Consider the following 21,672-nt stretch of genomic DNA (forward strand, 5'->3'; position numbering starts at 1 on the left):
CTCAACTTCACCCCCTGGAACCGGTTTCATTATCCCACTGATAAACTTAATGTTTATTTTCATCCTAAGAGAATTCTTAAACCAATAGGCGGTGTGAATGATTTAATACAAATTAATAGCTCAAAGCAATTTTACATAACCTCGATCACACCTGAAACTTGCTGAAATATTTTTTCGCAACCTTTGCATTTTTGTGAAAAACACCTGCCAACCTAACCTGATAAAAATTAAAGATAATTTACAGGGATGTGACAACGCATTAACCCCCTAAATGCAACTTACGGAAAAGTGACTCCCCTGCTGCGGCCGCATCAAAGATGTGCCGCCTCCCACAATCCGACCCGATTCCGAGCGCATTGGCTGCTGTAAGCCAGGGGCGGTAGCGTGGAAAATGTAAAAAACTGGAATAATCTGATGGCACGTAGTGGCTTAGAAGTACAGAAAGCGGCGGTGAAAGCGCTGTTTTTAAGGGAAATCAAAACCCGTTTTGGTAAGTACCGGTTAGGGTATCTGTGGGCAGCGCTGGAGCCGATGGCGCATATGCTGATTATGCTGGCCATTTTTGGCTACGTGATGCACCGCACTATGCCGGATATTTCGTTTCCGGTTTTCCTGATCAACGGCATTATCCCTTTCTTTGTATTTAGCAATATTACCAACCGTTCTATTGGCGCGATTGAAGCCAACCAGGGTTTATTTAATTACCGCCCGGTTCGCCCTGTGGATACCATCATCGCCAGAGCAATGCTGGAAGCGCTGATATATGCGGTTGTGTACGTGTTACTTATGGCCATTGTCGGCCTGCTGGGCGAAGAGTTTGAAGTCACCAAGCTTATTACTCTGATTCTGGTCTGGGTACTTTTAGTGCTGTTCTCCTGCGGTATGGGCTTAATATTTATGGTGGTCGGGAAGTCATTCCCGGAGACCGAAAAGTTCCTGCCTATTTTGATTAAGCCTCTCTATTTCATTTCCTGCATTATGTTTTCTTTGCATAACATACCGAAGGAATACTGGCCTTACCTGCTGTGGAACCCTATCGTCCACGTGGTTGAGCTTTGCCGCGAATCAGTCGTACCGGGTTATATCAGTGAAGGCGTCAGCCTGAATTATCTGGCTGCCTGTACTCTGGTTGTATTGTTTATCGGCCTGGCCCTCTACCGGAATCGTGAAGAGGCGATGCTGACATCATGATAAAAATTGAGAACCTGACAAAATCCTACCGCACACCGAAAGGCCGCCATTACGTTTTTAAAGATCTCAATGTTGAGCTGCCTTCAGGTAAAAGCGTGGCGTTGATTGGCCGCAACGGCGCGGGTAAATCAACATTATTACGCGTCATCGGCGGCATTGACCGCCCGGATTCCGGCAAAATTCACACGGAGAAAACCATTTCCTGGCCGGTTGGCCTGGCCGGCGGATTTCAGGGAAGCCTGACCGGACGTGAAAATGTAAAATTCGTCGCCCGCCTCTATTCCACACCAGATCAGTTACGTGAAAAAGTCGCCTTTGTCGAAGAGTTTGCCGAACTGGGCAAATACTTTGATATGCCGATTAAAACCTATTCTTCCGGTATGAAATCCCGTCTGGGCTTTGGCCTGAGCATGGCATTTAAATTTGATTACTATCTTGTCGATGAAGTCACCGCAGTCGGCGATGCCAGATTTAAACAAAAATGCGCAGACTTATTCAAAGCACGACATGAGGAAGCCAGCTTTCTGATGGTTTCACATAGCCTCGGATCACTGAAAGAGTTTTGCGATGTGGCTTTGTTTATCGGAAGAGATAACAAAGTGAAGTTTTTTGATTCAGTGGATGCAGCAATTGAAATGTATAAAGTAGATGAAGGAATTTAATTAACTAATAATTGCATGTTGCGGAAATTAAAAACACAGCACACTAACAGAAATTATCAGTAAAAAGGCATTGGTAAAACATTATGAAAAGCATTCTTTACTATTTAGAACCTCGTACCGAATTAAATGATCCATTATTTCGCTATGCAACGCTTCGTTCCCATATTTTACCCGAAATCAAGGGATTAAAAGAGTTCAAACCTGATCTAGAAGTAAAAATTGTTGTTTCTGAGAAGATATTTAACGAAGCAATTAGAAACAACTTAGATTTCAGCCAAGTTACTACTATTATTATATCAGATGATGAACTCAATAAAATTGTAACTACTAATAATGAACTTAGTATTGAGTTCTACCATAACAAAGGAAATGAAAAAGATACTTGTTATATTTTAGACCTATTGAAAGATAAGATTGGCATTGAGTTCATTCCTGAAGTTACGATAAGCTATGAATCACCAACTCCATTTTTAAAAGACTTATACCCTCATTCTTTGCATCTTAATTCAATGTTTGGTCTTTTTTCTAGAGCACCATTCCCTGCCTTGGGCATCTTGGATCCATTTGGTTTATATGAGTATTCATATCAAAATACTTATTCAAGTGAAATCAAAGCTAGTGTAATTACACAAACCCAAAAAGATCTCATTACTTTATTAAGAAAAAATTCTATAAGAGCTTTAGCAAAATATCATCCTTTAAAAAACTACACTTCAATTCTATATGAAAGATTTTCAAGTTTAGTTGTTTTAGCATGTCAAGTAGATAACTATTTTTCCTATAATGGTTGTACTGAGTATAAAACCCAATTTGAAATGGTTTCTGATGTTTTAACTAATACACCATCACAGATTGGTGTAATTGTTACTGAACATGGCTACAAAAATCAGCTTAATAGCAAGCAAATTTCTGAACTCGAAGAAAAATTTGACAATTTCATCTATTTTAAAAACGATAAAAAAATCCCAACGGTCACGCAATTTCTCCTCCCATATGTTGATGGCGCATTATCCGTATCATCTTCTATAGGCTATCAGGCAGCCTTATGGAATATTCCCTATTATTCATTAGGGAAATCTCAGCTATCATTATTCTCAGTACATGAGAATTTTAAAGACTTCAACGATTCCGTTTTAAAATCAGAAAAAATTGACTCTGATAACATCTTATATTTCCTCTTATCTCGCGTACATCTCTCTCATAAGTTCGATATTTTCAATGGGGAGGCTTATTTTAGAAAAATCGAATCGCTATATAATCACTTCATTGAAAATGGGCTTGGTTTTGAATTCTTTTCTGAACAAAAAACCACTGACCAAGTTTTTGAAATGATTAGCCAAGGCAATCGTGAATGGCTCCTTGCGAAAAACTTTAAAGATGAAAATATAACACCTGAAGTTGACCATCTGCGTGTTGCAATGGCATCAAGCCAAGCAACATCATTCGATCTTTTTGATACATTAGTAGAACGTGATTTTGTTGAACCACATGAATTGTTTTTATTTATTGAACCCAAAGTCAGAAAACTAATAAATAATAAGAACTTCCAGTTCCATACTATCAGACGACAAGCCGAACTTGATCTTAGGAGAGAATCTCGAGGGGAATTTGAGATTACACTAGATCAGATATATGAGCGCTTTGAGAAATATTATCCTCTTGACAGAACCACTCTAGAAAACATTAAAAACATCGAAATTGATGCCGAAGTCGATCTTGTGCATCCAAAAAAATCGATGGTCAGAGAATTTCATTTTTCTAGATTACTTTGTAATCCAACATCCATTATTACAGATATCTATTTAGATCGTACCTCTATTAAAAGAATTCTAAATAATGTTGGCCTTCAGCAGTATGATAAACTTCTCGTTTCCGCTGAAACCAAAACCAGAAAACACAATGGTACAATTTATCCTGAATATTTAGAATTCCTACAAAAAACATATAATATTCCTGCAGACCAAGCTCTACATATTGGTGACAACTCGCAAGCCGATGGCCTCATGGCAAAAAAACATGGCTTAAAAAGTTACGTTTTCCAGAAAGCTATGGATAATTACAAGCAGTCTAAAATCGCAGATGTTATGGCCGCTAGTTTGAAGTCTTCAGGTATATCAAGCTCAGTTTTAAACGGCTTATTTGCTAACAAATACAATGCCGGCCATTGGTATAAAATAAATAAATCCTCAATATTTAGAGGTGAAGAATACAATTATGGATATATTGCTATTGGTCCACTCGTAGTCGGGTTTGTTCAATGGTTGCATCGCCGAGCAAAAAGACTCGGCATTGATGAATTGTTTTTCTTATCCAGAGATGGATGGGTGTTAAAACAAGTATATGATGAACTATATGCTGATAATCCTACTTCACCAAAAAGCTCCTATCTTTATAGCTCAAGACGCGCAGCTATGGTGTCATCAATAAGAAACCTTGATGATATAATGGAAGTCGCTTCTCAAAACTTTAATGCCAGGTCCATAACTGAATTCCTGGAATCCCGTTTTGGCATCAATGCTGATGATATTAACGACGAAAAGTTCTCAAAGTATGATTTCAAAAAAGACAGCATTGTCTCACCTTATTTTGATCATGGAAAATTACTCCAATTTCTAGAGTCAATTTCAGATTTGATTATCGCTAATGCAGAATTAGAGCGTACCAGCTATCTGGATTATTTAAACGACATTGATTTTATCACTCATTCTAAAAACAATAAAACTGCAGTCGTCGACATTGGTTATAGCGGATCAATGCAATATTACCTTAAAAAAATCCTGCAGATTGACTCTCTTCATGGATTCTATTTCTTAACCCATCATCACAGTCGCGACCATTTCCTGAATGAGCACTTTGAAGGATATTTACAAAACCTAGATGATCATCGTATTCCTTATCATCACGGGCTTAATGACCACGTATTTATATTTGAAGCAGCACTTAGCGCCCCCGAGGGAAGTCTAACAAAATTCATAAATACTGGAACTGAACGAAAAGCAGTCTTTTTAGAAGCTGAAGAAGAAATAATTCGAAAATCTGCTTTGATAAAAACACATAATGGTGTAGTAGATTTCACTAAGGATTTGAAAACAAGATTTTCATCTTATTTAGATAATATTGAGTTCTCACCAATTTTATCTAGCCGAATCATACTCTCGTTTGCCAATAACCCTAATGGTATTGATGCAAAGATGTTTTCCGGTCATGAGGTTGAAAATGTATTCGGCGGAGGTTCAGTATGTTTAGTTGCTTCCCCAGAAAAATATCATTTTAATGCAGATAACAGTATTAAACCTGAAGCATTGCAACAACTTCTGGCTGCATCAAAATGGAAAAAAGGAGCTCAGGCTTATTATTCATCATTTGAGAAAGACTTAAAGTCGGTTGATAGTATTATTTCGGATACTAAAACAAACAATGGTAATGTTGTTAACATCAAGAACAAAAATCCTGCATACATCGGAAAAACCCCAAAACAGCGTAAACGCGAAAAATTAAGAAAGGATCCTTATATTTTCTTCGATGACTCCAAAAAACCAAGCATCAAAAGATTTAAATATTTGTTCAAGAAAAACACCTTGCTAGGACGTTTTTCTACTGGTTTGTTGAGAGTTGTGGTGAGATAACTTCCTACTAATAACGAGTGCCAAACTATTGGCACTCGTTATTACACTCTATCTCCTATATTATTTTAATATTTCTTTTTCGGAGTTTCTAATATATACATTATACTTTGCTTTTGACTTTTTCTTTTGTTTGAATATCTCAATAAAACCTTCAACATTAGAAGTATCTATACCAACAAAGTTTTCTAATTCATAATCCCACCAATTCAGTTCCATTAACTCACTGATGATATCCTTACTAAATCTCAATTTAATGAATTTGGCTGGAACACCACCAACAATAGAATATGACCCGACGTTTTCTCTCACAATAGAACCTGCAGCAATTACTGCCCCATTACCGATCTCTACCCCTCTACATATAACTACATTGGCACCAATCCAAACATCATGCCCTATTTTAGGAATTTGATGTTTTTTCAATGTAAGATCTCTTTGAGTGCCAATTCTGTCTGGTATATTAAAACTGTGTTTCGAACCGAAAAAAATAGGGTGCATTGAAATATGATTAGGCTCATGCTCTCCCAAGCCTATCTTGACACCAGGAGCTATCGAACAATAGCGACCGATAATAGCCCCACCGACTAGGCAATTTTCGCCCAAATAACTGTAGGCGCCGATATTAAATTGCCCCATGATTTTACATGATGAGTGTATTCTGCATGGGTCTTCATAAGTGATATTTGTAAAACTTGTCATTTCGCAAGAGAAATTTGAACTCATCGTTGGCTCCAACACCGAAAAATCTGATACTTATAATTTATTGAGTTTATTGCCTTGGCCATCATTCCTTACCATAACCTTTCCCCCAAAGAAATGATTACCTTCTACAACATTATTATCGGCATAATCAGGATAAAACTTAAGGCTTCCTTCCCTCGGTTTATCTCCGCAATCAAATCCTGATAAGTCCCGGTTCTGCCGGGATGCCAGCCAGATGCCTACGGGTTCATTCACAAAGGTATTGTTGCGAATAACGTTGTAGTCGCTGTGCTGCCAGCGGATCACGGATTTGCCTGTGCTGAAATGCTCGCCGCAATTCTTGTACAGAAACACGCCCCCTGCCCCGTTCGATTCGAACCGGTTGCCTTCGATAAGATTGTACGCCGACGAGTCCACCGCTAATCCTTCACGCTTCCCCTTGCCGAAACGCTCATGGCCGTTGTTGATGATCTGGTTATCCACAATTTTATTATTACGTGAGGAATGTTCCAGATAGATACCGGACATATACGAGTCGCGGACAATCGAGTGGCTTAGCGTTGAGTGGGTGACGTAATCGTCAAAGTAAATTCCTACGCGTCCGCTGCCGGTCACTTCAACATTCTCAAGGGTGATCCGCGTGGGTGTCCGGCGGTAGTTTTCTTCGTGGTTCGGGCTGAGTTTATTGGCTGCGATGTCAGAAGTGATACGGATCCCGCTGCGGGTGAAGTGTCGCACTTTGCAGTTACGGACGGTGACATCGGATAATGGCTTACCCTTGCTGTTGATCAGTATGCCAAAAGGGCGTTTATTGTCCCCCTCCAGCACCGCTCCCCGGCAATCTAACGTGGTGTTGCTGCTGGTGATGATGACCGCTTCTTTATAAACGCAGTGAGGGGACAGCGTGGTGTTGCCGCGCACCTCAGGCAATTCGCACTCATGAGAATGCATCGAGGGAACTGCACCGGCACAGGCAGAAAGAAATAAAGGCAGAAGAACAGCTAATGAGAAATATGCACAGGGTGGAACTGATAAACGTTTTTGCATCTGTGCATATTCCTCTGCCTGTTTTTGAAGGTTAATCGTTATGAAGGCTGATGTTTGGTGTAATTCATAATCAGTTTCTGACTGATAAATACCGGGTGATATGGGTTATCAGTCGCTGTGGCGATATCCACTTTATTGCCACCATAAAATACGGCGTTAATCTGCGTATTCTTCAGCAAGTATAGCCGGAACTGCTTAAACAGCTTCGCATCGGGTTTAAACCCTGACTGCCAGAACTGGTTCAGGTGCCCCTGATACGTAATGCCTTTAATGTCATACAGCGCGTTGCCCATCACTTTCAGCGGCTTGTTATGAATAAGCGCTGATATCCCGGCGGTGCTGTTAATGGTAACAACCGCTTTGGAATGCGTCAGCAACTCAGGCATCGGCAGGTCATGCACGTAGATTACGCGGTCAGCGATGCCGTATTTTTTACCAAGCTGGCGGATCAGCGGCCCGTATAAGCGGTGCCCTCTGTCCATCGGGTGATGCTTAATCACCAGAAACTCCGTTGACGGCGCTTTCTTCGCGAACGAGTGCATCACTTCATTGATGTAATCACGCACGTCTTTATACGGGCTGTGATTGCGGATCTGACTATCGTTATATACCTGCAAAATGGCCAGATAATATCGCTGATCCAGATCCGTCTGCAGTTGCTGCAAAATGTTGCGCTGGCGGAAGGCGTACAGCTTTTTACGCCAGGCAGCACGGGTCCAGCAGCGCGCCTCATACCACGGCGAGAAGGATTTGTGATGGCGATATTTTGGGAAGTCGTGCCGGTAGCGCCAGCCCGCCAGGTAATACACGGCCGCATGACGCACGCGCTGCCAGCCTGAAGGTTTCAGCTGTTCAACTTCCGGCATGGTCATTTCAGGCAGGCTGCGGTAGAACTCCGCATCGCGTGGCAGGCTGGAATAGGCATTCACGCCATTCTGCTCCAGCGTGATGTAATGCGGGCGCAGATACCCCTCCTCAAACGCGAGGAAGCGTATGCCTTTAGCCTGTGCCCAGCGTTTTGCTGCCTGATGCAACGGACGACAATCCCCGAAACACACGATGGTATCGAAGTCGTAATCCTGCCAGGTGGCTTTCAGCCAGGTCGGAAACTCTTTTGGCGTTTGCTGGTACAAGCGGTATTCACGCTTTCGCGAATACACCCTGTCGCCGCCGTTAAAGACGACATTCACCGCCTCACGCCCCAGAGACTCCAGCCACTGAGCTAAATCGCTGAAGAAAGGCCCCATCGGCCCCTGCAACAGCAAATATTTTTTCCCAGAAAGTAATGTCGTAAGCGCCTTACTGTCCATTTCTGTCCGTTTCCATTAATGCAATAAGCTTGTAGTAAGAAGCCGGTTCAGGTCGTCAACGTCACCCGGACCAGCATGAGCAGTTTTCTGTAATACCGGACTATCCTGCCCGCTTTAACTCTGGTGAATTGCATTTGTGCCCGGGGCGTCGCAGCAAGAAGTTCAACCGCCTGCTCTGCCAAAATGGGCTCCCGACTTTGCGGGTCGATATACGACGGGTAGGCAATCAGCGCCTGGTAAACCACATCGTCTAAAGTGAGGCTGCGCAGCCGGCGTGAACAGGCATGCTCATCCTGCGTCAGTCCCCATCCGGCATAAAATGGCATGCCGTAACACACCACTTTTTTACCGTGTAACAACGCTTCAAAACCTGACAGTGACGTCAGCGTGTGCAGTTCGTCGGCAGCCTGAATACATTGAATAATGTCTGCATCCAGCGCCTGACTGTCCGCCCAGCGGCTGACATCTTCGGCGGGAATGTGTCCCTGCCGGTTCCCCACCAGAACATCCGGATGAGGCTTATAAATAATGTAAGCGCCGGGGTTACGTTCCCGGACAGTGCGTAAAAGCGCGCTGTTGGTACGCAGGGATATCGTGCCGGTCAGGATAGAGGCATCGTCCTCAACCTGCCCCGGCACCAGAATCACCGTTTTATTCGTCGCTTCAGCGGGCAAGGTAAACGCCGCGCCAAGGTTGTATTTACTGACTTTGCTGGCAACCAGTCTCTGGCGTAACGTGGCAGCCCGCTGCTGCTGGCATGGCGCCAGATTGCTGTGGCTCAGCAACAGTTCCAGGTCGCTCGGGCGCGTCGCATCGTAATAGATACCGGTTTTATCCAGCACCAGCGACAGCGGCGGATGCAGATCAGACCCCAGCCCGGCCGAACGCAGGAAACCATCTTCCATTCGCCATGGCGGGATCTGACGCTGCTGCGCCTGAGCACCCCAGCGGGCCTCGCCTTTGATGCCCCACACGACACAGGCCACTTCACCGGCATAGCGTTTACTGAAATTCACTTTGTTGCTTTTAGTTCGCAGGAAAGGCCCGAGAATGCTGCGCTTCCAGAGGGTCAGTCCCGGCGACCAGAGGCGCCCCGCCCGCTGTTGCTGATGCTTTCGCTGCATCAGCAGCCAGCTGAGCACATCAAACAATGTGCCGCTTTTGCCATTAGCCGGATTGATGTACCGGCTGTAACGCAAACAGGCCGCGCTGAACAACTCTTCCACGCTGGCGGTACCCCGGCGAGCCCGGAGCGATGCGGACTGAGGATGACGGTCATCCGTCAGTCCCCAGCCTGCGTACCACGGCTGACCAAACACGCTGACCGGTTTTCCGGCGATCAGCGCTTCAAATCCGTAGTTAGACGTCACCACGTAAACCCGGCTGACAACGCGCAACAGCGATTGCGGGCTGACGTTTTCAGCCAGCAGTTTGATGCGTGGATCCTGCTGCGCCAGTTGGGTAATCTGCGTGAAATAGCCGGCTTTTTTGCCCAGCAAAACATCCGGGTGGATCTTTACCCAAATCTCAGACGTCGGGTTTTCTGCCATGGCGGCCTGCAACATCTGTTCGAACTGCTCCGCGCCTGCATTGCCATAAACCACCGCCATATCACCGAAAGTCTGATCGACCACCAGCACCGCGCCACACTCGGGTTTTGCCTTTGTGCAGGCCGGTGCCTGGTTGTATTTCGACAGATCACCTTCCACGATGATCTGCATGGCCTGCCGCGCCGTATCCTGCAGCGGCTGATTCTCTTCACGCTGGCGGATCAGCATTTCAAGCGTGCTGGGTTTCGAGGCGTCGTAATACATTCCCTGCGTCTCTAAAACCATTGAGAGCGGCGGACATCCCGACACACCCAGCCCCAGGGAGCGGATAAACCCGTCTTCCAGCCGCAGCACCGGCAAGCCTGACTGCTCTGCCCGCGCGACGGCTTTCCCGCCGGTTGGCCGGTAACCCCACACCGCGATGCGGGTGATGCCATCCGGCACCGGTCGCAGCAGCGAAAGCTTGCGACAGGGTTCGCCGAGAAACGCTTCCAGATGCGGGATACGTTGTATGCCCGCTGAAAAGATCCCAATCATTAAATCGTCAGCACCACTTTCGCGGCGACGGCCAGCTGATACAGGATCGTCGAGATGCCGCGGGTGATTTCGATATTTTTCGATTCGTATTTCGGCAGAACCATCAGCTCATCCCCCGGCTGCAACGTCTTCACGTCTTCCGCGTTAATCGCTTCGCCGTTTTGTTTAATCAGGATGACTTTCGAGTTCCCGGCTTTTTGCGTGTAGCCACCGACTTTCTCAATGTAATCATCCGGGCTCAGACCTTTCTGCCAGCTCACCGCATTCGGGAACAGCACTTCGCCGTGGATCATCACGAGTGAGGTTTTCTCCGGAATATTGATGACATCGCCGTCTTCCAGGATCACTTCATTCAGATTATTTTCGCTCAGAACCACTTCGCCTTTCGGCACCACCTGACGCGCCTTCGCCACGAAACGGCTGACTAACTGGGCTTCCTGCGCACGCAAACGCCCTTCTTCCTGCGTCGAGGACTGTGCGGAAAGTGATGCTTCTTCGAGTTTCTGCAAGGTCAGATCCAGCATCTCTTTCTGGCGAAGCGCGACAGAACGACGGTAAAGCTGGATGGCGTTAATCTGCGACATGCTGTTGGTGCGGATTTTTGGCAACAGCTGGCTCATGGTCGCGCCATACGGCAGCACCACGGCGTGTTCACCGGAATGCGCGCCTTCGATGCGAACCTGAATGGTGCCCGCATAACGGTCGGAACTGACAATCAGTTTGTCGCCATCCTGCAATGAGCGCCCCGGTGCGGATCCCAGCGGGTAATACTCGCTGCGTTTCATGCTGCCCTGCTGGCGGATAATGGTCATGTGCGTCGCGCCCGGTTTCGGGCGTGCCCAGCTCAGGGCCTCGCTGACCGGAATGGTGCTGTCGCGGAATTCAAAGTCGTAGCTGTTAAAGACATCGCCTTCCACGCTGAACGTGTGCTGACGCGGCCCGACCACGATGGTATCGCCGTCAGAGAATTGCGACAGACGCAGATCACCGTTGAGCAGGAAGTCATACAGGTTAATGCGCGAACGCACGCGGTCATTGTGTTTCACCACAATGTCGACATAGCTGCCGCGTTCAGTATCGACGCCGCCGGCTTTACTCAGATAAGAAAGCAGGGAGTCAGACGCCACACCGCCGTATAAACCGGGATTGGTCACATAGCCGGTGACAAACACTTTGACCGGCTGTGCCTGAAGCAGGGAGGCATACACGTTGACGTTGGCCTGATAAACCTGTTTTACCTTGGTAGTGATCACGCTGTTCAGCTGGCTGTTCGAGACGCCTGCAACTTTCAGCGGGCCGACGTTTGGCAGGAAGATATTACCTTTCGGGTCAACGGTCAGCGCGCCGTCAAAATTGAACGCGCCCCACAAACGGATTTGTACCTGATCGCCGAGGCCAACAATGTAATTCGGGTTGAAACCGATACTGGCCGCGTTATCGGCAGCCGCACCGCCGGTAAATAACTGCGCACCGAACATGCGGCTCATCACTGCCGGAACCGGAGGCGGTGGGGAATCATCAAAGCCGGTATCCGGACTCGTCTGTTGCGTCTGGCCGGTTAAAAATGTCGGCAACGGTGCCGCGCCGGTCATATTCGGATCGGCATTGATCCCCACGGCATTGGCCTGGGTCAGCTGGAAGGCCAGCAAGATAACAACGGACTTCAATAATTTCATAACAAACTCTGTAGGCGATTCTTCAGGCAAAAAGGGAAAGCGATACAGACCACATCAGTCTTTATGGTCATCGATAACGGCCAGCAGTAATTTAATCGTTCCGAACAGCAGACAGCACACCAGCAACCAGCTGGCGATCATATAAGGGACATTCGGGAAGGTGGTTTCTTGCGGTAACTGAGGCGAACTGATCACCGACAGCACTTTCAGTTTGCGGGCAGCTTCAACACGCGTCTTTTCAATGGATGTCAGGGTGAGTTTGTAGAGTTCAGTATCAAACTGCACTTTCGACTTAATCTCTTCGAAATCCACGGCCATGGTATTGAGCTGACGGCCATCAGGCGCAGTAATTTTACTTTTTTCCTGATCAATCTGTTTGCCCAGAGACGTAATCGCATTTTGCGCACTGATCACCTGTGGCGCATCGTCACGCAGGTAAGTCAGCAGATTGCGTAACTCCGCTTCCATCTGAATTTTTTGCCCGACGAGCGTGTTCACCAGCGTGGTGGCGGCAATCGCCTGCGCTTCAGGGTCGAGAATATTGTTGTGGTTCTGATACGCCAGCAACTGCGCTTTACTCGCATTGAGACGTGCACGGGCCTCAAGCATTTCGTTTTCAGCAAATGCCTGCTGATCGCGGGCGATCTTGTGAGAAATTTCATTGATGAAGCGTTCAGATTCTTTGAGAACGGCTTTGTTAAACTGCTCAGCGAACTGCGGGGTGAAGCCCTGTGTGCCGATAGTCAGCAGGCCAGATTTATCGTCATACGTGACGGCAATACGATCGCGGTAATAATTTAAAAACTGCTCGCGGCTGGCATCTTTGGGCAAATGATAGAGGAAATCTAAGCCGCTCCTGCCGAACACGGAATGGAAATCGAGTTGCTTATCCAGCGCGGCCAGCATGTCAGGTGAGTTGATGTATTCTTTTAAATACATCGCATCCTGGGCTGTGCCCGGGTTTCCTGCCCCCAACAGTAAGCCGACATTCAGGCTGGTGCCGCTGATGTCGTTAGAACTTTTGATGGCAACGGTGGATTCACTGAGATAACGCGGACGACTGAAAATCACCAGATAGATGATCAGTAACGCCATCGGCAGGCCAATGACAATTTTACCCAAATTGCGGTTCAGCGTTGCCATACTAAAATACGGAGACCGACGAACCCGGGCGATATGTTCCCCGGGCCATGCTGACTTCATTTTTTCAATAAACATTTATTATCATCATGACAAACTGCACGTTTTTATTATCGTGCTTTATTAAAAGTACCGTGAAACTGCGTTGATATCCCCAGCCAATGGATCACGGTGCGAAATCTTCATCGTGTTTAGGACTACACTTAAGAGTGGGCACTTATCATGGTTAGCCAAGCAAGCACATGTGTCTGACGAAATCCATTTCCTGGTCTGGCCGGTCGTAGCTGCGAGGCAGCGAGGGGAACTGAATGAGAAGTCGCTAAGACCTGCCAGGAACAAGGCTCCGCGGGCAGATCATGAGGTCACGAATATGCGAAAAGCAACAAATTCACACAATCTATTTATGTCTGAAATACATTCATTCAATTCATGGGTTTTTTTAACATAGAGCTCGAAATAACACAAACCCTATCGGATAACTCTTAGGAAAAGAGGTCACTATGGCAAGCGGATGGGCGCAAGATGGCGCAGTGCAGGATCAGATTGATTCAACGGTCAATGATGCCGTTGATCGCGCACGTCAGTCTCTCGGGCATGGCGAAAGTGCGCATTATTGTAAAGAGTGTGGCGAACCCATTCCGGAGGCGCGCCGGAAAGCCCTTCAGGGCGTACAGTATTGCGTCACCTGTCAGGCCGCCCTGGATAAAAAGCAGCAAGATCACGCGGGCTACAATCGTCGTGGCAGTAAAGACAGCCAGTTGCGCTAGAACTTTACCTTATACCTTGACGCACCATTATGGTTCAACACAAGTCATTCCCCCCGTTATTACCCCCGTTTTCATCTTTACATTTGCTTCAAAACTGAGCACAGGTTTTGCTCATGTACCAATAAAGTTAGAGCAAGTTATCATTTGAGCAGCGCGTTTGTTAATTAATGATTGTTTAAAATACATCATATGGTTAATGATGAAGCTGTGCACCATGAGAGAACATGGCGACGTGCAGCAATGCGCCAAACTGGTGCAATCTGATTTTTAATCACTGCCTGATCGGTTCAGCAAAGCGATAAGCCATTGAATTTTAATATACCTGTCATTTGGCATGAATATTGCATCAAAGCGCCGTAATATAAAGTCGTTCCCATAATATGTACAAAGGAAATTCACTGATGAAGTCACTCTTAAAAGTTTCCCTGGCCGCGTTAACTCTGGCCTTTGCCGTTAGCTCCCACGCAGCAGATAAAAAACTGATCGTAGCTACCGACACTGCGTTTGTACCGTTTGAATTCAAACAAGGCGATAAGTACGTCGGCTTCGACATTGACCTGTGGGACGCGGTCGCTAAAGAGATGAAAGTCTCCTATGAACTGAAACCAATGGACTTCGGCGGCATCATTCCTGCCCTGCAAACACACAACATCGATCTGGCGCTGGCGGGTATCACCATCACGCCAGAACGTAAAAAAGCCATCGACTTCTCTGACGGCTATTACAACAGCGGCCTGATGGTGATGGTTAAGAGCAACAACGACGCCATCAAAAGCGTTGCTGATCTGAAAGGTAAAACCGTTGCAGTGAAAAGCGGTACCAGCTCCGTTGATTACATGAAAGCCAACGTGCAGACCAAAGATCTGCGTCAGTTCCCGAACATCGACAGCGCTTACATGGAACTGGGCACGGGCCGTGCTGATGCGGTCATGCACGACACGCCAAACATTCTGTACTTCATCAAAACGGCCGGTAAAGGTCAGTTCAAAGCGGTCGGCGATTCACTGGCTGGCCAGCAATACGGTATCGCATTCCCGCAAGGCAGTGACCTGCGTGAGAAAGCCAACGCCGCGCTGAAAACCATCAAAGAGAATGGTACTTACGCAGCAATCTACAAAAAATGGTTTGATACCGAACCTAAATAAGTCCTTTTCATTTAAGTCGTTCCTTTTCAGAAAGAGCACTTGATAAGAAGCGCCTGTCAGATGCACATCTGCACAGGCGCAGTTTGTGGTTTTACCAGGAGATAATCCATGCAGTTTGACTGGAGCGTAATTTGGCCCGCTCTGCCTATCCTGCTCGAAGGCGCCAAAATGACATTGTGGATTTCGGTCCTCGGTCTGGTTGGCGGTCTGATTATTGGTGTGATTGCGGGTTTTGCCCGCGCGTTTGGTGGCTGGTTTAGCAGCAACGTCGCACTGGTCTTTATCGAGCTCATTCGCGGTACGCCTATCGTCGTACAGGTAATGTTCATTTATTTCGCCCTGCCGATGATGGTGCCCGATCTGCGGATCGACCCGTTCAGCGCGGCGGTGGTGACGATCATCATCAACTCCGGTGCTTATATTGCTGAAATTACGCGTGGCGCGGTGTTGTCGATTCACAACGGTTTCCGTGAAGCGGGTCTGGCGCTGGGTCTGTCGCGCCGTGCAACGCTGCGTTACATCATCATGCCGCTGGCATTGCGCCGCATGCTGCCACCGTTGGGTAACCAGTGGATCGTGAGTATCAAAGATACCTCGCTGTTTATCGTTATCGGTGTCGCCGAGCTGACCCGTCAGGGCCAGGAAATCATCGCCGGCAACTTCCGCGCCATGGAAATCTGGAGTGCGGTTGCTGTTATCTATCTGATCATCACGCTGGCTCTGAGCTTTGTTCTGCGCCGCTTAGAACGCAAACTGAAAATTATATGATTGAATTCAAGAACGTCTCAAAACACTTTGGTAAAACCCAGGTGCTCCACGACATCGATCTGAACATTTCTCAGGGTGAAGTCGTGGTTATCATCGGGCCATCCGGCTCCGGTAAATCCACGCTGTTGCGCTGCATCAACAAGCTGGAAGAAATCACGTCCGGCGAGCTGATTGTTGATGGCCTGAAAGTGAACGACCCGAAAGTCGATGAACGTCTGATCCGCCAGGAAGCCGGTATGGTGTTCCAGCAGTTCTACCTGTTCCCGCACATGACAGCGCTGGAAAACGTGGCTTTCGGCCCGATCCGCGTTCGTGGTGCGTCGAAGGATGAAGCCAATAAACTGGCGAAAGAACTGCTGGCAAAAGTGGGCCTGTCTGAACGCGCCAACCACTATCCGTCAGAGCTTTCCGGTGGCCAGCAGCAGCGCGTGGCGATTGCCCGTGCACTGGCGGTTAAGCCAAAACTGATGCTGTTTGATGAGCCAACCTCGGCGCTGGATCCTGAACTGCGTCACGAAGTGCTGACCGTCATGAAGCAACTGGCAGAAGAAGGCATGACAATGGTTATCGTGACCCACGAAGTCGGCTTTGCCGAGAAAGTGGCTTCACGCTTAATCTTTATCGACAAAGGCCGTATTGCTGAAGACGGTAAACCGGCTGATCTGGTGAACAACCCGCCGAGCGAACGTCTGCGCGAGTTCCTGCAACACGTTTCCTGATGCAGAAAGCCGCTGCAAGGGCGGCTTTTAACTCTGACCGGAATTATTTCGGTTTCTCAAGTGCGGTGATCGCTTAACGCGCTGCGCCGAAACCGCCCAAAAGGGGAAAGTGCTTTTCCCCTTTTGGATTTCCCCTCGCTTTCTTACTTCGCGCTGCCGCTTGCTGGCTATGTTCCAGTTACCACCGTGACAGGCTGGAAATCTAGCCGCTACGCGGTGCCTTCGTTTCGGGATTGCAGCCTATGGTCTGCAACCTCTCACTCAGCAAGCTTTCTGAACCGCCCGTGAGTTTCCACATACTCGATCTGCTCCTCCCCCTGCGAAGGGGGAGGCGGGGAGGGGGTTTTAAAGACGACTCAAACGGCTATTTGATCCATAACGTCTTCATCATTTGCTGAAAATGCCAGCACATCGTTTAAGAGGTTCAGCCTTTCCAAAAGAACAAAATTCAGTATTTCTTTAGCAACTGGATTGCAGATTTCGGTGATAGCCAGACAAAGTGCACGGCATTGATCACAAAGCTCATCGGGTTCAAGCGGTGTCTTATCGAACAGGCCATCAGCGGTAGGATTCGGTAAAGAAGTAGAAATAATCATGGTAAACCCTCAAATGTTTGTTGTGGCGTCATACATGCGTTGCAAATCGCATGGGTGGCAGATCAAACAGAGTTTGCAATACCGGACATTTGAGAAAACCAGCCAGCCCGAAGGCTGCTCTGTCTGATCCGCCATAATATGCTGGCGTAGATCCACGGTGTATTTAACCATGAATATTTCAAATGTCACAGGTTGCAAATCCTGGCTACGGATTTTGCCGCAGCAGGAAACAATTTACGCCGATTAATTTAATAAAAAAATTGGCTTTTCAAAGCATTGGAAAGCATCTCGCAAACAAAAATGTAATCAATGTAAAGCATAGATTCAGGTAATATTATGAGTAACTTCATCACAGAGTCGTTATTAAAACCCCCTCCCCGCCTCCCCCTTCGCAGGGGGAGGAGCAGATCTCATGTTTATGATCGTGAGGGCGATTCAGAAATCTTGCTGAACGGAGCGGCCTGAAGACCTATGGCTTCAGGACCGAGAGAAGGCACCGCGCAGCGGCAAGATTTCCAGCCTGTCACGGTGGTACCTGAAACATAGCCTGCGAGCGAAGCACTTGTTGTAAAGGCGGGGGAGGAATCCAAAGGAGGGAAAGCACTTCCCTCCTTTGGTCGGTTTCGGCGCGAGAGGCCGCGTGATAACCGTTATTGAGAAACCGAAATATTCTCGATCAAGCCTTCACGGCGAGTGAGAAACCGAAATATTCTCGATCAAAGGGGTTGAAAGCCGCCCCGTTGCAGCGGCTTTCTGCAACTAATGCCTGGTCTGTTCCTTTTCCCTCGCCACGACCGAAAACTCCGCCATCATCCGCACCAGATCCTGCATACCGAGATTAACCTGATTGATCACATCACCGGCATTGCGGCTCAGCACCACGCCACCGCCTGCGCGGTTGACGCAATTCCCCATACCATCAATCGCGGCCATCACACCATCACGGATGCTTTGCGTAAGCTGGTCAATTTCGACGGCAGCCTTGCGGGACTGATCGGCCAGTGAGCGAACCTCACCCGCCACCACGGCAAATCCCCTGCCCTGCTCGCCCGCATGCGCGGCTTCGATGGTGGCGTTGATGGCTAACAGGTTGGTTTGAGACGAAATACGGCGGATGGTATCAACCATTTCGCCAATACGTTCAGATGTCTGACCGAGCTGCCCGATGATGTCGGAAGTCCGCCGCGCCAGCGCTTCGACTTCCTGCATATCTTCCACTGCCTGCCGGACGATGGTCACGCCCTCTGCCGCGGTTTTGTCAGTAGTCAGCGACAGTTCATGCACGTGCGTCATCATGCTTTCCTGCTGACGCTGCTGATCCATCTGATCCGTAATGTCATGCGCGATTTTGACGATTTTTATCACTTTGCCGTCATCATCTATCACCGGGTTATAGCTCGCCTCCAGCCAGACAGACTGACTGTGGCCAGTAATGCGCTCAAAACGGCCAAGGATAAATTCACCGTTTCTCAGACGCTGCCAGTGATTGCGGTACTCGTGGGAATCACAGTATTGCGGGACACAAAACATCGTGTGGGAATGGCCCTTAATTTGCTGCAAAGAATAACCCATGACTTTCAGGAAGTTATTGTTCGCAGAAATCACATGACCTTCAGGTGTAAAGGTAATCAGTGCCATTGAACGGTCAAGTGCTTGTAAAATTCCCTGATGCTCGTGGGATTCATTAATTCTTTCAGATACATCACTGGCAATTTTAATTATCTCGGTCACTTTGCCTTGTTTATTTTTCACCGGAACATAATTTGCCTCAAGCCAGATTATATTCCCGTTTTTGTGTACACGTTTAATATTTCCGCTGACCGACTTTCCCTGCCGCAAACCTTCCCAGTGAAGACGATACGCATCGCTGGCAACAAACTCCGGGGTGCAGAAAATCCGGTGAGGCTGACCAATCACCTCGTTTCTGCTGTACCCCATGCTGCTGAGAAACAGGTCGTTAACCTCAAGCACCACGCCTTCCGGCGTGAAAGCGATCATCGGAACCGCCTGCTGGATCGCAGCGAATTTATCACGCCATATCGTACTAAACTGATGAGAAAATAATTGCATAGGACAGACACCCTGTGGCTGATAACGTGAATTAATGTGTAATCACAGTTAATTTATAAAAATACACGTGCTAATTCCCACAGATGATGAGTAAAGTTACTCATCAACATGCGAAAGATTAGTCTGACCCCTGGGTGGGTTTAGGCAGGTGCGTGAAAATTTAAATAGCGCAGTGAAAAATAAGCTCACCAGAAAAATCATTACCCTGATAATTAACAAACTTTATTATAGTCAATTAAGCTTAATTTAATTCACCAAAAAAGAAAGGGGCTGGCAGGAGTATTTTTTCCAGCATATTCACCGTCAGATAAACACGCTGGAATACAGGAATTCACAACGTGATCAGACTGACCAGCGTTTGATTGCCCAACTTTTTTGCTGCGAAGGCGTCAGGAAGGTCCAGGCGACAAAACGGCTGATCTTGTTGCCATGCACCATTTCGACAGTGCGGACATCCGTCGCTTCCTCTTCACGAAGTGCGTCATACAGTAACGGCAGCGTTGTTTTTTTGGAAACCAGCACGGTGTACCAGAAACAGTTCTGCGCTTTACCGGCGCTCTCTTCTGCCATGCGGACCACAAAGGCCTCTTCGCCGCCTTCACACCACAATTCGTTGTGCTGACCACCGAAGTTAAGCTCTGCGGTGCCCGCACGTCTGTCCAGACCCAGGTTTTGACGTTTACGCTGGCTGCCGGATGCCGCATCTGCCGCTGAAGCGTGGAACGGCGGATTACACAGCACCGCGTCGTATCGCTCATCATGGCGGATAATGGTGTCGAGAATACGCTGCGGTTTCGCCTGTAAACGGAAACGCACCTGATTGGTCAGTTGCGGATTGGTCGCGACGATTTTTTTAGCCGCCGCCATTGATACCGGATCAATCTCACTGGCGGTGAAGCGCCAGCCGTATTCACGTAAACCAATAATCGGGTAAATACAGTTCGCGCCCACGCCGATATCCAGCACGGAAATGTCTTTGCCTTGCGGGATATTGCCGTTGTTGCTGCCCGCCAGAAGATCTGCCAGATGGTGAATATAATCTGCACGCCCCGGAATTGGCGGGCACAGATAATCGGCAGGAATATCCCAGTTTTCAATCTGATAGCAATCGCGCAGCAAAGCACGGTTCAGGGCTTTTACCGCCTGAGCGTTGGCGAAATCAACCGACAAATCGCCCCATTTATTTTCGACGACGAACGGTGCAAGTTCCGGGCTGCTGGCAATCAGGGCCGGGAAATCATAGCGGCTGCGATGACGATTTCGCGGGTGAAGACCGCTTTTTTCCTGAGGGAAGACTTTCTTTTTTTCCACCTGAGTGACTCTCCGAAAGGTGTGCGCGACGCATAAAATATGCGATGGGGCGTTGGATATTTATGAATGGCGCACAAGATACCACAAAGCGCCGCCTGCCGGATGCATGCTGACTCGGGCGGGCACATAAAAACGGTCAACGTCTGATTAATTCGGGTAATGTACAAATCATAGTCTTTATGAATTATTTGCTGAGGAAAATCATGAACACTGATGAACGTTACTACTACGAGCCCGCTAAAGGCCACGGCCTGCCCCATGATCCGTTAAACGCCATTGTCGGCCCGCGTCCGATTGGCTGGATTTCATCACGCAATGCCGCCGGACAACGCAACCTGGCGCCGTACAGCTTCTTCAACTGTTTCAATTACCGTCCGCCGATCATCGGTTTTGCCAGCAGTGGCTGGAAAGACAGCGTGGCGAATATCGTGGAAACCGGCGAATTCGTCTGGAATCTCACCACCCGACCGCTGGCGGTGAAAATGAATGAAAGTTCGGCCTCGCTGGAACACGGGGCGGATGAGTTTGATTTCGCCGGTCTGACCGCACAACCCGGCACCCTGGTTGCCGCGGAACGCGTGCTGGAAAGCCCGGTGAACTTTGAGTGCAAACTGACGCAGTGTATTCAGCTGAAAACCGCTGCGGGAGGCGATATCGATACCTGGCTGGTGCTGGGCGAAGTGATTGCCGTGCATATCGCGCCACATCTGCTGATTGACGGCATTTATCAGACTGCGCTTGCCGAACCGGTATTACGCGCCGGTGGCCCTTCCGCCTACTACGGTATTTCAGAAGATTTACGCTTTGACCTGATACGCCCCGACGCCCGTTGACCTGAGGCGTAAGACAAAAAAA

At 47.8% G+C, this 21,672-nt stretch carries 17 protein-coding genes; 8 read left to right on the forward strand and 9 right to left on the reverse strand.

The window, feature by feature from the left end; all coding sequences use genetic code 11:
* The first annotated feature begins 414 nt into the window (after positions 1 to 414).
* The 3 genes from AACU55_RS21930 (at position 415) to AACU55_RS21940 (ending at position 5,479) form a co-directional block, all read left to right on the forward strand.
* Positions 415 to 1,191, forward strand: coding sequence for an ABC transporter permease (locus AACU55_RS21930; protein WP_013574695.1), 777 nt, complete (start codon positions 415 to 417; stop codon positions 1,189 to 1,191).
* Positions 1,188 to 1,853: an ABC transporter ATP-binding protein gene (locus tag AACU55_RS21935; protein WP_126124708.1), complete on the forward strand. Its 666-nt coding sequence runs from the start codon at positions 1,188 to 1,190 to the stop codon at positions 1,851 to 1,853. The genes AACU55_RS21930 and AACU55_RS21935 overlap by 4 nt, the downstream gene beginning before the upstream one ends.
* Positions 1,854 to 1,936: 83 nt before the next feature.
* Positions 1,937 to 5,479: a hypothetical protein gene (locus tag AACU55_RS21940; RefSeq protein WP_205960134.1), complete on the forward strand. Its 3,543-nt coding sequence runs from the start codon at positions 1,937 to 1,939 to the stop codon at positions 5,477 to 5,479.
* 60 nt (positions 5,480 to 5,539) lie between these two features.
* Here AACU55_RS21940 and AACU55_RS21945 read toward each other — a convergent pair whose 3' ends face one another.
* Genes AACU55_RS21945 through AACU55_RS21970 form a run of 6 tightly spaced genes read right to left on the reverse strand, consistent with a single transcriptional unit; the run spans position 5,540 to position 13,444 of the window.
* A complete protein-coding gene (locus AACU55_RS21945; RefSeq protein ID WP_134706114.1) occupies positions 5,540 to 6,202 on the reverse strand; it encodes a CatB-related O-acetyltransferase in 663 nt (220 codons plus the stop codon).
* Positions 6,203 to 6,232: 30 nt separating this feature from the next.
* A complete protein-coding gene (locus AACU55_RS21950; protein WP_134706115.1) occupies positions 6,233 to 7,228 on the reverse strand; it encodes a right-handed parallel beta-helix repeat-containing protein in 996 nt (331 codons plus the stop codon).
* A 38-nt stretch (positions 7,229 to 7,266) separates the two neighbouring features.
* The gene (locus tag AACU55_RS21955) at positions 7,267 to 8,538 is read right to left on the reverse strand and encodes a capsule biosynthesis protein (RefSeq protein ID WP_134706116.1); all 1,272 of its coding nucleotides are present in this window, start codon (positions 8,536 to 8,538) and stop codon (positions 7,267 to 7,269) included.
* A gap of 47 nt (positions 8,539 to 8,585) precedes the next feature.
* Positions 8,586 to 10,625 (reverse strand): capsular polysaccharide biosynthesis protein, encoded by a 2,040-nt coding sequence (locus AACU55_RS21960; protein WP_134706117.1) that lies wholly within the window; start codon positions 10,623 to 10,625, stop codon positions 8,586 to 8,588.
* Positions 10,625 to 12,301: a polysaccharide biosynthesis/export family protein gene (locus tag AACU55_RS21965; RefSeq protein WP_013574686.1), complete on the reverse strand. Its 1,677-nt coding sequence runs from the start codon at positions 12,299 to 12,301 to the stop codon at positions 10,625 to 10,627. Before AACU55_RS21965 ends, AACU55_RS21960 begins: the two co-directional genes overlap by 1 nt.
* Before the next feature lie 54 nt (positions 12,302 to 12,355).
* Entirely contained in the window at positions 12,356 to 13,444 is a 1,089-nt protein-coding gene (locus tag AACU55_RS21970) for a capsule biosynthesis protein (RefSeq protein WP_369794815.1), read from the reverse strand.
* Between the two features lie 497 nt (positions 13,445 to 13,941).
* On the opposite strand from AACU55_RS21970, the gene AACU55_RS21975 reads away from it, so the two are divergent.
* From AACU55_RS21975 to glnQ, 4 genes are all read left to right on the forward strand, one after another.
* On the forward strand, positions 13,942 to 14,208 hold the full coding sequence (locus tag AACU55_RS21975; RefSeq protein ID WP_013574684.1) for a DksA/TraR family C4-type zinc finger protein: 267 nt from the start codon (positions 13,942 to 13,944) through the stop codon (positions 14,206 to 14,208).
* Positions 14,209 to 14,609: 401 nt separating this feature from the next.
* On the forward strand, positions 14,610 to 15,353 hold the full coding sequence (gene glnH, locus AACU55_RS21980; protein ID WP_013574683.1) for a glutamine ABC transporter substrate-binding protein GlnH: 744 nt from the start codon (positions 14,610 to 14,612) through the stop codon (positions 15,351 to 15,353).
* Positions 15,354 to 15,461: 108 nt separating this feature from the next.
* Positions 15,462 to 16,121, forward strand: a complete 660-nt coding sequence (gene glnP / locus AACU55_RS21985) for a glutamine ABC transporter permease GlnP (protein WP_013574682.1) — start codon at positions 15,462 to 15,464, stop codon at positions 16,119 to 16,121.
* Positions 16,118 to 16,840, forward strand: coding sequence for a glutamine ABC transporter ATP-binding protein GlnQ (gene glnQ / locus AACU55_RS21990; RefSeq protein ID WP_013574681.1), 723 nt, complete (start codon positions 16,118 to 16,120; stop codon positions 16,838 to 16,840). The genes glnP and glnQ overlap by 4 nt, the downstream gene beginning before the upstream one ends.
* Before the next feature lie 356 nt (positions 16,841 to 17,196).
* Here glnQ and AACU55_RS21995 read toward each other — a convergent pair whose 3' ends face one another.
* The 3 genes from AACU55_RS21995 to rlmF form a co-directional block, all read right to left on the reverse strand.
* Entirely contained in the window at positions 17,197 to 17,436 is a 240-nt protein-coding gene (locus AACU55_RS21995; RefSeq protein WP_013574680.1) for a hypothetical protein, read from the reverse strand.
* Between the two features lie 759 nt (positions 17,437 to 18,195).
* Entirely contained in the window at positions 18,196 to 19,506 is a 1,311-nt protein-coding gene (locus AACU55_RS22000; protein WP_013574679.1) for a methyl-accepting chemotaxis protein, read from the reverse strand.
* A 342-nt stretch (positions 19,507 to 19,848) separates the two neighbouring features.
* Positions 19,849 to 20,817, reverse strand: a complete 969-nt coding sequence (rlmF, locus tag AACU55_RS22005) for a 23S rRNA (adenine(1618)-N(6))-methyltransferase RlmF (RefSeq protein ID WP_037036125.1) — start codon at positions 20,815 to 20,817, stop codon at positions 19,849 to 19,851.
* Positions 20,818 to 21,020: 203 nt separating this feature from the next.
* Here rlmF and AACU55_RS22010 point away from each other — a divergent pair, with 203 nt between their 5' ends.
* Positions 21,021 to 21,650 carry a flavin reductase family protein gene (locus AACU55_RS22010; protein ID WP_134706118.1) on the forward strand — a complete coding sequence of 210 codons (630 nt, stop codon included), beginning with the start codon at positions 21,021 to 21,023 and terminating at the stop codon, positions 21,648 to 21,650.
* Positions 21,651 to 21,672 lie beyond the last annotated feature (22 nt).

Origin of the sequence: Rahnella sp. CJA17(1/100), assembly GCF_963881615.1 — a bacterium.
In the GTDB taxonomy this organism is placed as follows: domain Bacteria; phylum Pseudomonadota; class Gammaproteobacteria; order Enterobacterales; family Enterobacteriaceae; genus Rahnella; species Rahnella aceris.